Source organism: Photobacterium sp. BZF1 (genome assembly GCF_014349205.1).
Taxonomy (GTDB): Bacteria; Pseudomonadota; Gammaproteobacteria; order Enterobacterales; family Vibrionaceae; genus Photobacterium.
Genome location: NZ_JACSOF010000001.1, coordinates 1 through 13,718 on the forward strand (window position 1 = coordinate 1; position 13,718 = coordinate 13,718).

Sequence of the window (13,718 nt, forward strand, 5' to 3'; positions counted from 1 at the left end):
AGCCCGTTTGGCGAAAAACCACCCGCCACAACTAAGATTTTATACTATCAGGGTAGCGAACGAAATATTGTTCCAGTATTATCGAATTAAGATTCGTTTTGGAATAACCAATCATGGATATTGAAGTTGTCGCAAAGGCACTCAAAGAGCTGGGCCACCCTACCCGCCTAAGTATTTACAAAGCGGTTGTCCGCGCGGGATTTCAGGGCACACCTGTAGGAAGCTTGCAGGAGAAACTTGCCATACCGGGTTCTACGCTTTCGCACCATATCTCAAGTCTTGTTTCGGCAGGCCTTCTTACCCAGCGCCGTGAAGGGCGTACTCTGTATTGTGTAGCAGAATACGAGCAGCTTGACTGTGTTATCGGATTCCTGAAAGACGAGTGTTGCGTCGAAGAGCAAGTTCAGCAGCCCAAATAATGACTGAAGTTTTGTCGACTGCAGACACGCTAACATCATGGATACCTAATAAAAAAGCCCTCAAATGAGGGCTTTTTCTATCTTTCAGCATGCCTAATCAACGTGTTTAGGCACACTCAATCTGCTTTTTTTCCAGAACAGACTCTTCTTCACCGGAATACATACGCAGGTATTGCTCAGCCGCATCCTTCCACTCAAAGCGGCAAGCCATTGCATTTAGCTGAAGGCGCTTGAACTCTTGAGGGCGCTGACAATAAAGCAACAAGCTTCGCTGCATCTTGATAAGCAGTCCTTCCGGCGTTGGGGCATCAAATACAAAACCTGTCGCAAACTGCGGAGTAGCATCGTAATCGATAACCGTATCTTTCAAGCCACCTACACCACGAACAATCGGCAAAGTGCCGTATGCAAGGCTGTAGATTTGATTCAAGCCACAAGGCTCAAACTGAGATGGCATCAAGAAGAAGTCAGAGCCGGCTTCAACACAGTGCGCAAGCGGGTTATCGTAAGCTTCGATAAACGCGAATTTATCTGCAAACGCTTCGCTAATTTCACGCAATGCAGAGGCCAACTTAGGATCACCGCTGCCAACAAGCACAATTTGCACATCGTTGACCAAGAAGTCACGAAGAACAGGCAATAGGTATTGAATACCCTTCTGCTCTGTCAAACGACAAACCATACCATAAACAGGCACATCATCCTGAGGCAGGTTCACCTGCTGCTGCAGATCACGCTTACACGCTTTCTTGCCGCGAGCAAGGCTAACTTTATTCGCTTTGAAGTGCTGCTTGATATACGGGTCTGTCTCTGGGCTCCAATCGCCATAGTCACAGCCGTTTACAATGCCATAAAGGACATCTGAACGGTGCTGGAAATCTGTTGCCATACCGTGAGAACCCAATTCCGTCAGCAGTTCTTTGGCATAATTCGGGCTTACTGCATTTACCTTGTCGGCAAATGCAACGCCAGCTTTTAGCATACTGATGTTGGCTGCACCATCTTCAAGTTGCAGATAGCGCTTCTGGATCAACTCAGGGATCAAGCTGTACTGGTCGTAATTAAACGTTCCCTTGAATACTGCATTATGAATAGTGATAACACTTTGCATATCCGCATAAAAAGCATCATCGGCATAACGCGTTTTTAGCAAGAACGGAACTAGACCTGTGTGCCAGTCATTACAGTGAACCACATCAGGCTTGAACCCTAGTTTTTCACACATATCCAATGCGGCAGCACTGAAGAAAGCAAAACGCTCACCGTTATCACGGTAACCTTCGTTGTTCTCAGCATACAACTCGGGGCGGTCAAAGTATTGTGGCGCATCAACCGTATAAACAGGCACATCACCATTATGTAGCTGTCTTACTTTATACGATACGGCCTGAGGTTGAGTTGATACCAGTAATTCGGTATCAAGTAACTCAACAGCTTCAGTACCATTAGGTACTTTGCGGTACAGAGGCATCACCACCCGCACATCATGCCCTAGTTCCTTTAGAGCTGCTGGCAGCGATTTGGCAACATCTGCCAAACCTCCGGTTTTGACCAATCCGTCTACCTCTGAAGCAACAAACAATATTTGCAGTGGCTTAGAGTTAGATTTCTTCCTAGTAACCAATTTTTGCTCCTTTTGGTATCACAACAATTCCTTCGTCAGATACGTGGTACTTCTTCTTATCTTCTTCTAGGTTCTCACCAATCACCGTGCCCGGAGCAATCATCACATTCTTATCGATAATTGCGCGGCGGATAGAACAGTTAGCACCGATTTTCACATCACCCAAGAGCACAGATTCACTGATAGTCGTGTCGTGATCAACGTTGGTACGGAAACCCAATACAGACTTATGTACCTTAGCACCACGGATATAGCTACCTGCAGAAATCATACAGTTGTTGATATCAACTTTGCAGTCATCACTATCTAGTACTGTCGCAGGTGGTAGTGGTGGGTAGTATGTGTGTAGCTGCCACTGACGGTTGTATAGCGAGAATGGTGCATCTTCAGAAAGAAGATCCATGTGTGCCTGCCAGTAAGACTCGATAGTACCTACATCACGCCAGTATCCAGCTGTTTTTTCACCAGGGATAACATTGGTCATAAAGTCATAGACAAACACTTTTCCTTGTGGGAAAAGCTTAGGAATAATGTCTTTACCAAAGTCATGGCTTGATTCTTCGTTAACAGCATCTTCTTCTAGCTCTTTGCAAAGAACATCTGTTTCGAAAATGTAGTTACCCATAGAGACAAGGGCATTTTCTGGATCACCCGGAATTGACTTAGGGTTAGCCGGTTTTTCTTCAAAACCAACCATACAACCGTTTTCATCAACCTCGATAACACCGAATGCACTTGCTTCACTGAGCGGCATACGAAGAGCAGCTACTGTTAGATCCGCTTTTTTCTCATTATGGAAATCAAGCATTTGCTTAACATCCATCTTGTAGATGTGGTCACTACCAAAAATACAAACCTGATCAGGTTCTTCTAGCTGCATGAAACGCATATTCTGGTAAATGGCATCTGCTGTACCATCATACCAGCGCTTACCCATACGCATCTGCGCTGGAATAGGATCGATAAAACGCCCTGTGATCCCCGATACATTCCAGCCCTTCTTCATGTGCACATACAAAGATTGAGATTTGAACTGAGTCAGAACATAAATCTTCATCAGGTCAGCATTCAAAAAGTTGTTTAGTGCGAAATCGATAAGGCGGTAACTGCCACCAAATGGCACCGCAGGTTTAGTTCTTGTATCTGTTAATGGACGCAGACGAGAACCTTCGCCACCTGCTAAAATCATTCCTAAAACACCAGCCATGGTGTACCTCCTTGTTAGTAAGCAATCGTAGTCATATATACCATATTCCAATGGGCGATTAGAATAGGCTTTCAATGAAAATTGGTGAATAGTTTCAAAAATCTCGTTTTATTACATTTTGAACACTGATTTTTACATCACCTCATACCACCTCATCCTTAGTGGTAGAACTATCAATAAACCATATAACAAGAAAATGCCAACAAAATATTATTTTGTTTACAGTACGGACAATTTTCAAACATTTTTGCAATAGTGGTCTGACTACTCCCCCACTCCTCCTCCCCTTTTTTTAGTCAAACAGCTGAATACTTTTTCATCAACTAGCGGTAGACTGCGCTCAGTTCATTGAAGGGACACAAACCATGACCACCAGCAATACGACCAAGACGACAATCAAAGCGACCAATGTCATTCTTCATGCCTTTGACTGGCCGTATAATCGAGTCACACAGTATGCTAAAGACATTGCAAAATCAGGCTATAAAGCCGTTCTTGTCTCTCCTCCTCTGAAATCATACAAACATGAAAGTGGTACTCAATGGTGGCAACGCTACCAGCCGCAAGACTACCGAGTGATAGACAACCAGCTGGGTAACACCCAAGATTTCCGTACCATGACAGCAGTATTAAAAGAACATGACGTGCATGTTTATGTCGATGTTGTCTTTAACCACATGGCCAATGAGTCATACCTCAGAGATGATTTAAACTTCCCCTCTGAACAGATATTGGATGAATATAAGCAGTCAGCAGAAAATTATGAAAAGTTGAAGTTATTTGGAGATCTCACTAAGCCCTTATTTAGCGAGCGGGATTTTATCAAGGCGTTTCCCATCAAAAACTGGACCGATCCATGGGAAGTTCAGCACGGTAGGATCAGCGGGGGGAACGAAGACCCTGGTTTGCCGACACTGAAATGCAACGAAAATGTAGTAAAACAACAAAAAAACTATATTACTAGTTTAAAGCAATTAGGTATAAAAGGGTTCCGAATTGATGCCGCCAAGCACCTAACGCTCGAGCACATTCAATTAGTCTGGGACAAAAACATTAGCGCTGACGTCCATATTTTCGGTGAAATCATCACCGATGGCGGCGCAACAAAAGAAGAGTATGAACTTTTCTTAGCTCCCTACCTGAAAGGAACCAGCTTAGGGGCGTATGATTTCCCGCTATTCCACGCCATGTATAACGTATTCGAAAAAGGCCAGCCGCTTGCTGAATTAGATAACCCTTACTCAGTGGGACAGGCATTAGCCTATGACAGAGCTATTACCTTTGCCATTACCCATGATATCCCAAACAATGACGTATTCTTGGATCAGGTGATGGAGGAGCGAAACGAGCTCTTTGCTTACTGCTATATTTTGGGTCGGGATGGTGGGGTTCCGCTAATCTATAGTGATTTAGATACCAGCAAAATTAACAACACCAACGACTTGCCTCGCTGGAAAGATAGATGGAACGATCCCTTGTTAGTCCAAATGATCAGCTTCCATAATTTGATGCAGTGCCTGCCTATGAAAGTGCTGGATAAGGGGGAGGATCATTTAGTCTTCAGTCGGGATGATAAAGGTATTGTTGCGATTAACAGAGGCAGCGAGCCACTGAACATTAAACTTCCTTCAGGCAAATTTGCTTTCCTGATGAGCTCTGATGAAAAAGGCTCAATCTCAAATGAAATGGTATCTGATCAATTCACAATCGAAGCACAAAGCTGCGCTATGTTGGTACAAGCTGACATGATCAGTTAGGCATAAAATTAAAAAAGCCGCGGCTTCTATTTATCAAAGCAAATGAACGTCGCGGCTTCCTTTAAATCAATGATAATTGAGCAACAGTTTAATCTCGCTCTACAGCCAGTATTTTCCCACTAAAAAGATCCATTTCAATCTCAACTCTGTGGCCATCGGCATTACGTGCTTCAACTTCAATCTCGTGCTCGTCACGTTCCACTTTAATCTTGCGAAAATCATGATAGCCATGGCTTTGCAACATCCTCATTGCCTTTGGCACTGTAAGCTCTGGAGTGGCTGTTCGTTCTACCGGATCGGCGTAAACAGGCAGATAAAAACAACTCACTGTGAGCACTGCTAACAGAGATTTAAACATAACTTTCATACATCCACCTGTAACCATTACTACTCAGCGCATAATAACAAAAGTGCAGGCAAGAGCTTGCTTACACTGCATGGAAGGTGTGAAACCCATCACGCATTTATTTCTTTAGCCCTGAGTATGACCTATAGATTGCATACACCCCGCTTCATTTCTTGGATTCTATCTATTGCTCCTGCTATGCAAGTCAATTCTTAGTTAATTATCTCGGAACCATGAATTACATCTAAGCTTTTCGTAGCACCTTCATTTCTGATTCCGAAGGGGGACACCATGACATCACGATACCGGACAGAAGTTGACAGCATGGGGGAAGTGAGAGTCCCGACAAAGGCGCTTTATCGCGCACAGACTCAGCGCGCTATTGATAATTTCCCCGTCAGCGGCATACCTATGCCTACCCTATTTATCCAAGCCCTTGCATTCATCAAGCAGGCCGCAGCAAGGAGCAACCTAGAACTTGAGTTACTGGGCTTCGATAAAGCACATGCCATCATCGACAGTTGCCAGGAGATCATTGATGGGCAGCACATAGACCATTTCCCTGTCGATATTTTTCAGACAGGCTCTGGCACCAGTTCAAATATGAATGCTAATGAAGTCATTGCAACCCTAGCCACCCAGAAATTAGGCGATGAAGTGAGCGCCAACGATGATGTCAATATGGGGCAAAGCAGCAATGATGTTATTCCAACAGCCATTCAAGTCAGCTCAGCACTTGCTTGCCATCGGTTATTGCTTCCAGCTTTTGATCACATTATTGATACACTCGAGAAAAAAGCGCTCAGCGTTGGCCACCATGTCAAAACGGGTCGTACCCACTTAATGGATGCGATGCCCGTAACCCTTGGGCAGGAGTTGGAGGGGTGGCAAACACAACTCTGTAAAGCCCGTCAGGGTATTGTGATGGCCTTGGATAATGTCATCGCCCTTGGGCAAGGCGGTACTGCTGTGGGAACAGGGATAAATTCAGCCCCTGAGTTTCCCGCCATCTTTGCCAATAACATTTCAATCTCGACAGAAATTGATTTTACAGTCAGTGATAATTTCTTTTATAACCTCAGTAGCCAAGATGCGATTGTCAGCCTGTCAGGTCAACTAAAAACAACGGCTGTTGCTCTGATGAAAATCAGTAATGACCTAAGATGGATGAATTCTGGCCCGCTTGCTGGCCTTGGTGAAATCGAATTGGAATCTTTGCAGCCGGGATCATCAATTATGCCAGGCAAAGTGAACCCAGTTATTCCAGAATCATCAGCCATGGTGGCCGCTCAGGTGATGGGCAACGATACCACCATTTCGATAGCCGGTCAGTCGGGTAACTTCCAACTCAATGTGATGTTACCCGTTATTGCTTACAATATATTGCAAAGTATCGAGTTACTGGCCAGTTCGCTAGAGTTGCTTGCAGACAAAGCCATTGATACCTTCCAAGTGAAGCAGGACACGCTGGAAAACGCCCTAGCTCGAAACCCAATTCTGGTGACCGCCCTCAACCCAATTATTGGTTACTTAAAAGCTGCAGAGATTGCTAAAAAAGCCTATAAAGAACAACGAAACATCATTGATGTTGCAGATGAAGAAACAGACATCAGCAGGAGTGAGTTAGAGAAATTACTTGAGCCCCACCATCTGACTCAAGGTGGCGTCGCAGATAAAGAGTAATGGTTCTATTTATTGGCCAGCCGAACTAGTATTAATTTGACTGGTCAATATTCCCCTTGTTATCAGTTTGACCTGATCTTACGTTAAATTGATTTGCTACATTTATGCCCTTAGGAAAGCCGACATAATATCCTTGAAGGTAATCTGCTCCTAGTGAAATAGCTGCATGATAACCTTTCAAGTTTTCAACACCTTCAATAATGAACTTTGCATTCAGTTCACGACATAAAGTGCTTACCTTTAGAAGTGGCTCAGTGTTCCCTTGCAGATAGTCTACCAATAACGAAGCATCTGCCTTAATGATGTTCGGATAAACATGCCTGGCACGTCGCTCTGACGAACCCTCAACGCCAAAATCATCAATAACAATGTTCAGTCCAGCTTGCTTCAAATGCCTTATCGCTTTTGTTAGAGCCTCATCGTCTTCGGTGTGATGCTCTAAGATTTCTACATAAATTTGCGCTGGATTTAAGCCAAGTTCATAAATTCGAGGCAAAAATATAGAATCCACCAGACCTTCATCTTCACAAAAAAGTATAGTGACTGGCATCATATTTATAAATAATTTGGTTGAGCTTTGCGAACGAGAAAAGTTTCTGAGGTGAATCACCCGGGCAAGGCGATCAATATTAATTAAATGAACAGGGTGGCCTCGGTAATAATTAATTAAATCACCATTGTTCAGTAGTAAGCCATCTGAGTTATATATTCTCATCAAAGCTTCGTAAGCAAAGATATCACCATCGCTCTTTACTATTGGCTGAAAAGTGCTTTTAAGAACAAGGTCTTGATATGTAGCAACATGCTGACCTTCCTCTTCTAGAAGATGGTTCTCAATGTCATTTCTTGTTCTTAATATCTTATCCACAGAGAAAATTCCTAATATAAGCTATTTTGAGCCACCATCGTATTAATGATTAAAATATTAACTATGTAGTTAGGTTAGACCATATCCTAACGATATTCAGTGTATTTACAATATCTTGACAATTCACACTAACGATAAACAACAATTTATTAGTCAAAAAAGTCTATTCGATGGCAAGAACGGTAAAATAACGACCCCGAATGCATAGTGAATTTAACCCTCACAAAATGCAACAAATCACATAACGTTCTGCGACTTTACAATCACTTTCCATGAAATTAATTGTGAAAGGTGATCTCATATCGTCTTACAGGTAGAATTGCCGGCCTAATCCCTATCCAAACCCACCTTGAGAGGGATAGATAGGACTGGATAAATTCACGATAGATCAGCTTATGCACGCCCCGGAACACTGTTTTACGCCCTTTACTTCATCTATCGAGCATTTTGAATTGCCCGAGCGTTTTACATACCCGTTCTACTATGAACCTCATCCCTTGTGTCTCGTAGCTGCAGAGCAACTGCAACAGCACTTAGAAACACAAACAGACTGGCAGCATAACTTTGGCTTAGACGGTAATACTGAGTCTGCCATCGGCAAAATGTTTGGCGTTCTGCTGGTTAAAAACCAACAGGGTCAAATCGGATACCTTTCGGCATTCTCTGGAAAAATAGCCGATCAAAACTTGTTGCCACACTTTGTCCCACCCGTTTTTGATATGCTCGCGGAAGGGAGTTTTTTTCTAAACGGTCAAGATAAGCTCAACGAACTTAGTCAGCAGATCAGAAGCTTAGAAGCTAACCCAGCCTTGGAAGAAGCCAAAAATGCCTTGAAAGAAGCGCAATCGGCTGCCAGTGATGCATTAGCAAGCCACCGCAGCAATATGGTCGAAGCAAGAAAGGTGCGTAAGGCAAAACGTGCGGCAAGTGCTGATCTTGAACCTGAAGTTCGCAATGAGCTAAAGAAGCAACTCAGCCAAGAAAGCGTTATCGAAAAGCTTCAACTTCGCGATCTCAAGATTCACTGGGAAGCCGAAGTTGCCCGTAAACAACAGCAACTTGATCACTGGCAAAATGAAATCACACCACTGATTGAGCAGCGTCGTAACTTCTCGTCTTCGCTACAACAACAATTATTCGAGCAGTACCGTTTTCTGAATAGCAAAGGCGAAGAGAAATGCCTCGGTGAGCTTTTTGTAGATACAGCACAAGGCGTCCCACCTGCTGGGGCTGGCGAATGTGCAGCGCCAAAGTTGCTACAGTATGCCTTCAAACATAATATGACGCCTATCGCGATAGCTGAATTTTGGTGGGGTAGCTCACCGAAATCTGAAATTCGTCGCCATAAGCATTACTACCCTTCTTGCCAAGGTAAATGCCAACCTATCCTGACTCATATGTTAGAGGGTATGGAGCTTGATGATAACCCGCTCCTGACTAACCCTGCCGAAGGAAAGAGCGTCGAAATTATCTACCAAGATGAAGATATGGCCGTGGTAAACAAGCCGGCTGAGTTCTTATCTGTACCAGGAAAAACCATTGAGGATTCAGTCTATTTGCGGATGAAGCATCAGTACCCTAAAGCAACAGGGCCATTGATTGTTCACCGTCTAGATATGTCTACTTCCGGCCTAATGGTTATCGCTATATCGAAACGCGCTAACAAAAGCCTGCAGAAACAGTTTATCCAGCGTACGGTCCAAAAAAGATATACTGCATTAATCGACGGCGTGCTGGAGCAGGATACTGGCTATATCAACCTCCCGATGCGTGGTGATCTCAATGATCGTCCCCGTCAATTGGTCTGTTACGAACACGGCAAACCTGCTGAAACCAAGTGGGAAGTGATCAGCCGTAATAACAAACACACTAAGGTCCATTTGTACCCTAAAACAGGTCGAACCCACCAGTTGCGTGTTCACTGTGCCCACGCTTCAGGGCTTAACATGCCTATCCTTGGTGATGATTTGTATGGTGTGAAAGCCAACCGCCTTCATTTGCATGCTGAACGTTTGGAACTAGTACACCCTATTACTGGCGAACCGATGGTCTTCCAAGTTGACGCAGAGTTTTAAACAAACTTCAAAGAGGGTGTAAAGCAACACCCTTTTCATAGATATAAAAAAGCCCCGGAACCAAAAGGCACCGGGGTTTTCTTTTTCGAATCTGATTAAGACTGAGCTGCTGCCTCTTGGGTGCTTTCGTCTTGGTTCTTATACAGCTTGTAAGACATGATACCGATAACCAATGCTTTGATGATCATCATCTGAGGGTTACCGAAGTATCCAACCATTCCAACAAAGCCAGAAATTAACATGAGAACACGGTATTTGCGTAGGCTAGTCATGTAGATGGCAGTAAGGATAATACCTAAGTCCATAAACTGGAAACCTACCGCCAATGTTGGCTCAGCCACAAAAGAAGAAACAGCCACGTAAAGAATATAGCCAATACCTACAGCCATAACGCTGCCCAAGGCAATCAGCAGTGCCTTAGAGACTTTCATGAAATCTTTTGCGTAGCGATAAGAGTTAACACTTGCTACCGCTAGATTAAGAATCACCTTTGGGTACCAACCCATCAACAGGGCCCAAACCGTATCGTTCGCAGCAGAACCAAACGCAGCAAAGCGCGTTGCCTTCATACTATTGAAAATAGTCAGTGAAATGTAAAAGGCGACACTGGTCCATCCCAGCACTTCGACGATAAAGTCCATTAAAGTATCTCCACAAGGTAAAATTCGGCGTAGATACTAATGCTGTAGACCTGCTGAAACAAGCGTTTTCGCCAGTTGAAACAGAATTAAACACTATATGAAAACCGAAAACCAGCCATTAACAAACAATTAAAAAGCATCAACAAAACATCATAAAATTATACCGAATGAAATTCATTAAAATAATCAAGCTGTAACCGTTACGACACTTTATCAATCTATCGAGTTATCCACAGTTTCTGGGGATAGTTTGTTGCTAATCCTGTTTATAGCTACCAGATGTATAAGTTGGTCATCTATGTTGGCTTAACACCTGCCGCCATACTTGCACAATATCATCACCAAAAAGGTAAAACGTCTTTTCAAGCGACTTGAATTCATCTTCCAAACAGACAGACACCGCTATCTCCGCCGCTTCATTCAGTGGATAACCATACACCCCACAAGATATCGCTGGAAAAGCGATACTCTCACAGCCATTTTCCAATGCAAGGCGCATAGAATTACGATAAGAAGAAGCTAACACCAATGCTGCCGCTTCTGACTGTGAATAAATAGGCCCCGCGGTATGAATCACATATTTTGCATTTAATTTTCCCGCCGTTGTAATCCTTGCTTCGCCAAACGGGCACCTTCCCCTTTTGGTTAAAGGTACTTGCTTACAAGCAGCCAGTAACTCCGGACCCGCAGCTCGATGAATAGCCCCGTCCACGCCACCGCCCCCTAACATGGTTGGGTTTGCCGCATTCACTATCGCATCAGCTAAAGCTCGGGTGATATCACCTTGAACAATATGTATGCCCATCCAACATCCCTCTTTCGAGATAATCATTAGAAAATACTGATTACAACAATAACCAAAACCAAATATCGCTTCACTCCAACACCGCGTAACCTTCCTGGGTAACAGAGATATTGAGGTTTGTATGTATATTGAAAACAGTCGCGCATTAATTGTAGAAGGTGGCGCAATGCGTGGCATTTTTGCCAGTGGTGTATTGGATGCCTTTATGTCTTGCGACTTTCAGCCGTATGATTTTGCCATTGGTGTTTCAGCCGGCGCGTCTAATTTGCTTGGTTACCTTTCAAACCAACCCAAGCGTAGCTATAACGTCATTACTGAACTTGCGACAAGCAAAACGTTTTTCAACCCGAAACGCTTTCTAAAAGGAGGGGATTTAGTTGATGTCGAATGGCTATGGCAAGAATCAAACCGTCGATACCCTGTTGATAAGCAAAGCCTCTTTGAAGGTATCCCCTTTTTGGCAACCGTTACCAATGTATCTAATGGTCATGCTGACTATTACCGCATCAACGAGTCAAATATGCAGGAAGCACTCATCGCAACTGCAGCATTACCGGTTGCAGTGAAAACGCCCTCTTGCTTTTCAGGCGCATGCTATACCGATGGCGGGGTTGCAGACTCTATTCCGGTAAAAGAAGCTTACCATCGCGGTGCTAGGGATATTACGGTGATTCTCTCTCACCCTTTAAGTTACCAAATGAACCCCGCCAAGCACCCTTGGTTGATGAAAAAACTGTTGTCACGCTACCCAGGTGTGGCAGAGGCAATGGTACACCGCGATGAAAATTACAACGCTTCACTGGAGTTCATCCGTAACCCTCCGGCGAATACCGTTGTAAAAGTGATAGCACCACCGGAAAATTTCGCGGTTAAAAGACTGACAATGAAGCCTGAAGTATTAGAAGAAGGTTACAGCATGGGGCTGGATGCGGGTCACTCTCATATCAGCAACCTAATGGGGCACCATGGGCTTACCGACGAAAACTGCCACTTCTGTCTATGACCACTTTGATACACAAAATAAAAAAAGAGGCTGCACTGTGCAGCCTCTTTCCTTTTTGAAAATTGTTCAATGACTGAAATTAGTTCGCTTTACGGTCAAGCTCAGTCAGTGGTAGCCAGTTTACTCTTACTCCAGCCTGCTCAAACATTTCCTGACTCACTTGGATTTTATCCCCCCAACGTGACAGGAAGTCTTCTGTCTGCTCAGGACAATGGACAGTTGAAATGCCGGTCTGAATAATTTTTGCTGCACAGTTTGGGCAAGGAAAGTGAGTCACCCAGATATCACAGTCGGCCAAATCACGCTTAGCAAATAAAATGGCATTTTCTTCCGCATGAAGCGTTTTCAAAAGCTTCATCTCGCGGTCATCTGTATCGGCACTGTCCGAAACACCGTGTGGATAGCCATTAAAGCCTACCGATACAATTCGGTTCCCTTTGGTGATCACAGCACCAACCTGGGTCGAAGGATCTTTACTCCATGAGCCTACTAGCTCCGCCATTTGAAAAAAGCGCACTTCCCATTTCGAAATCATGATCTTTACCTTTATTACTCTTTATCGGCATTATTCCATGCGTTCAAGATACGGCAACCAGCCAGCCTTGAAATCAATAGGATATATGATGCAAAACTTATGCCTGACACTCAAGTCCGACCTTGTCAAAGAATGTGTTTTTATCGCCAGGCCAATACCCTGACTTCATTGCCTTCCTCGGGTTTGGCAGGGATATTCAGTGACAACAGCAGTGATACACCGGCCATAGCGGCACCAGCGAAAAACACTGCGGCAGGCGACGTAAGCCAGAGCAGCCCGAAGCTAACCGGGATAACAACCGCTGCAATGTGGTTGATGGTAAATGCGACCCCGGCAGTTGAAGCCATATCAGCGGGGTCGGCAATTTTCTGGAAGTAGGTTTTCATTGCCAGCGCCAGGGCAAAAAACAAATGGTCAACAACATATAGCGCTGCAGCCATTTCAGCCTGCTCCACAACTGCATACCCTGCAAAGACACCGATTAGCCCCACATATTCAAATACCAATGCCTTGCGTTCACCCACTTTACCGATAAAGCGGCCAATTTTTTTGGCAAATAGCCAATTGAATAGATAATTGATTAAGAACAACAAAGTGATATCCGCTGCAGAATAACCGAACTTCTCTACCATCAGGAAACCAGCAAATTATGTACTGGGATTTTTTTGTAACAGTAACAATTTAGCCTAAACACCTATCATAAATAGGCTTTTACTTAAATGCTATTTACAAAATGATTATAGCTGCTACTCTAA

Annotated in this window: 12 protein-coding genes and 1 pseudogene; 5 read left to right on the forward strand and 8 right to left on the reverse strand. The window is 44.0% G+C overall.

Annotation, left to right across the window (positions count from 1 at the left end; translation table 11 throughout):
* Positions 1-113 precede the first annotated feature (113 nt).
* The gene (locus BIZ37_RS00005; RefSeq protein ID WP_187459759.1) at positions 114-419 is read left to right on the forward strand and encodes a helix-turn-helix transcriptional regulator; all 306 of its coding nucleotides are present in this window, start codon (positions 114-116) and stop codon (positions 417-419) included.
* 106 nt (positions 420-525) lie between these two features.
* Here the strand turns inward: BIZ37_RS00005 and glgA are convergent, their stop codons facing one another.
* Positions 526-2,043, reverse strand: coding sequence for a glycogen synthase GlgA (gene glgA / locus BIZ37_RS00010; RefSeq protein ID WP_187459760.1), 1,518 nt, complete (start codon positions 2,041-2,043; stop codon positions 526-528).
* Positions 2,033-3,250 carry a glucose-1-phosphate adenylyltransferase gene (gene glgC / locus BIZ37_RS00015; RefSeq protein ID WP_187459761.1) on the reverse strand — a complete coding sequence of 406 codons (1,218 nt, stop codon included), beginning with the start codon at positions 3,248-3,250 and terminating at the stop codon, positions 2,033-2,035. Before glgC ends, glgA begins: the two co-directional genes overlap by 11 nt.
* A gap of 365 nt (positions 3,251-3,615) precedes the next feature.
* Here glgC and BIZ37_RS00020 point away from each other — a divergent pair, with 365 nt between their 5' ends.
* Positions 3,616-5,007 carry an alpha-amylase family glycosyl hydrolase gene (locus BIZ37_RS00020; RefSeq protein ID WP_187459762.1) on the forward strand — a complete coding sequence of 464 codons (1,392 nt, stop codon included), beginning with the start codon at positions 3,616-3,618 and terminating at the stop codon, positions 5,005-5,007.
* An 88-nt stretch (positions 5,008-5,095) separates the two neighbouring features.
* Here the strand turns inward: BIZ37_RS00020 and BIZ37_RS00025 are convergent, their stop codons facing one another.
* Complete coding sequence (locus tag BIZ37_RS00025) at positions 5,096-5,374, reverse strand: PepSY domain-containing protein (protein WP_187459763.1); 279 nt, start codon at positions 5,372-5,374, stop codon at positions 5,096-5,098.
* Between the two features lie 270 nt (positions 5,375-5,644).
* Between BIZ37_RS00025 and BIZ37_RS00030 the strand changes: the two genes are divergently transcribed.
* Positions 5,645-7,036 carry a lyase family protein gene (locus BIZ37_RS00030; RefSeq protein WP_187459764.1) on the forward strand — a complete coding sequence of 464 codons (1,392 nt, stop codon included), beginning with the start codon at positions 5,645-5,647 and terminating at the stop codon, positions 7,034-7,036.
* A 31-nt stretch (positions 7,037-7,067) separates the two neighbouring features.
* Here BIZ37_RS00030 and BIZ37_RS00035 read toward each other — a convergent pair whose 3' ends face one another.
* A complete protein-coding gene (locus tag BIZ37_RS00035) occupies positions 7,068-7,904 on the reverse strand; it encodes an EAL domain-containing protein (RefSeq protein ID WP_187459765.1) in 837 nt (278 codons plus the stop codon).
* 395 nt (positions 7,905-8,299) lie between these two features.
* Between BIZ37_RS00035 and BIZ37_RS00040 the strand changes: the two genes are divergently transcribed.
* A complete protein-coding gene (locus BIZ37_RS00040; RefSeq protein WP_187459766.1) occupies positions 8,300-9,979 on the forward strand; it encodes an RluA family pseudouridine synthase in 1,680 nt (559 codons plus the stop codon).
* 95 nt (positions 9,980-10,074) lie between these two features.
* Here BIZ37_RS00040 and BIZ37_RS00045 read toward each other — a convergent pair whose 3' ends face one another.
* Entirely contained in the window at positions 10,075-10,620 is a 546-nt protein-coding gene (locus BIZ37_RS00045; RefSeq protein WP_187459767.1) for a hypothetical protein, read from the reverse strand.
* A 292-nt stretch (positions 10,621-10,912) separates the two neighbouring features.
* A complete protein-coding gene (locus tag BIZ37_RS00050) occupies positions 10,913-11,425 on the reverse strand; it encodes an O-acetyl-ADP-ribose deacetylase (protein WP_187459768.1) in 513 nt (170 codons plus the stop codon).
* A 121-nt stretch (positions 11,426-11,546) separates the two neighbouring features.
* Here BIZ37_RS00050 and BIZ37_RS00055 point away from each other — a divergent pair, with 121 nt between their 5' ends.
* Positions 11,547-12,428, forward strand: coding sequence for a patatin family protein (locus BIZ37_RS00055; protein ID WP_187459769.1), 882 nt, complete (start codon positions 11,547-11,549; stop codon positions 12,426-12,428).
* Positions 12,429-12,507: 79 nt separating this feature from the next.
* Here the strand turns inward: BIZ37_RS00055 and BIZ37_RS00060 are convergent, their stop codons facing one another.
* Both BIZ37_RS00060 and BIZ37_RS00065 read right to left on the reverse strand, forming a co-directional pair.
* Positions 12,508-12,963: a dCMP deaminase family protein gene (locus tag BIZ37_RS00060; RefSeq protein ID WP_187459770.1), complete on the reverse strand. Its 456-nt coding sequence runs from the start codon at positions 12,961-12,963 to the stop codon at positions 12,508-12,510.
* Positions 12,964-13,103: 140 nt separating this feature from the next.
* Positions 13,104-13,610 (reverse strand): annotated as a pseudogene (locus BIZ37_RS00065) (MFS transporter); the annotation flags it as partial.
* Positions 13,611-13,718 lie beyond the last annotated feature (108 nt).

Excerpts from the sequence above, each read along its gene's own strand:
- BIZ37_RS00050 (WP_187459768.1), bottom strand. The coding sequence starts at position 11,425 with ATGGGCATACATATTGTTCAAGGTGATATCACCCGAGCTTTAGCTGAT.
- BIZ37_RS00030 (WP_187459764.1), top strand. The coding sequence starts at position 5,645 with ATGACATCACGATACCGGACAGAAGTTGACAGCATGGGGGAAGTGAGA.
- BIZ37_RS00005 (WP_187459759.1), top strand. The coding sequence starts at position 114 with ATGGATATTGAAGTTGTCGCAAAGGCACTCAAAGAGCTGGGCCACCCT.
- BIZ37_RS00025 (WP_187459763.1), bottom strand. The coding sequence starts at position 5,374 with ATGAAAGTTATGTTTAAATCTCTGTTAGCAGTGCTCACAGTGAGTTGT.
- BIZ37_RS00055 (WP_187459769.1), top strand. The coding sequence starts at position 11,547 with ATGTATATTGAAAACAGTCGCGCATTAATTGTAGAAGGTGGCGCAATG.
- glgC (WP_187459761.1), bottom strand. The coding sequence starts at position 3,250 with ATGGCTGGTGTTTTAGGAATGATTTTAGCAGGTGGCGAAGGTTCTCGT.
- BIZ37_RS00060 (WP_187459770.1), bottom strand. The coding sequence starts at position 12,963 with ATGATTTCGAAATGGGAAGTGCGCTTTTTTCAAATGGCGGAGCTAGTA.
- BIZ37_RS00040 (WP_187459766.1), top strand. The coding sequence starts at position 8,300 with ATGCACGCCCCGGAACACTGTTTTACGCCCTTTACTTCATCTATCGAG.
- BIZ37_RS00020 (WP_187459762.1), top strand. The coding sequence starts at position 3,616 with ATGACCACCAGCAATACGACCAAGACGACAATCAAAGCGACCAATGTC.
- BIZ37_RS00045 (WP_187459767.1), bottom strand. The coding sequence starts at position 10,620 with ATGGACTTTATCGTCGAAGTGCTGGGATGGACCAGTGTCGCCTTTTAC.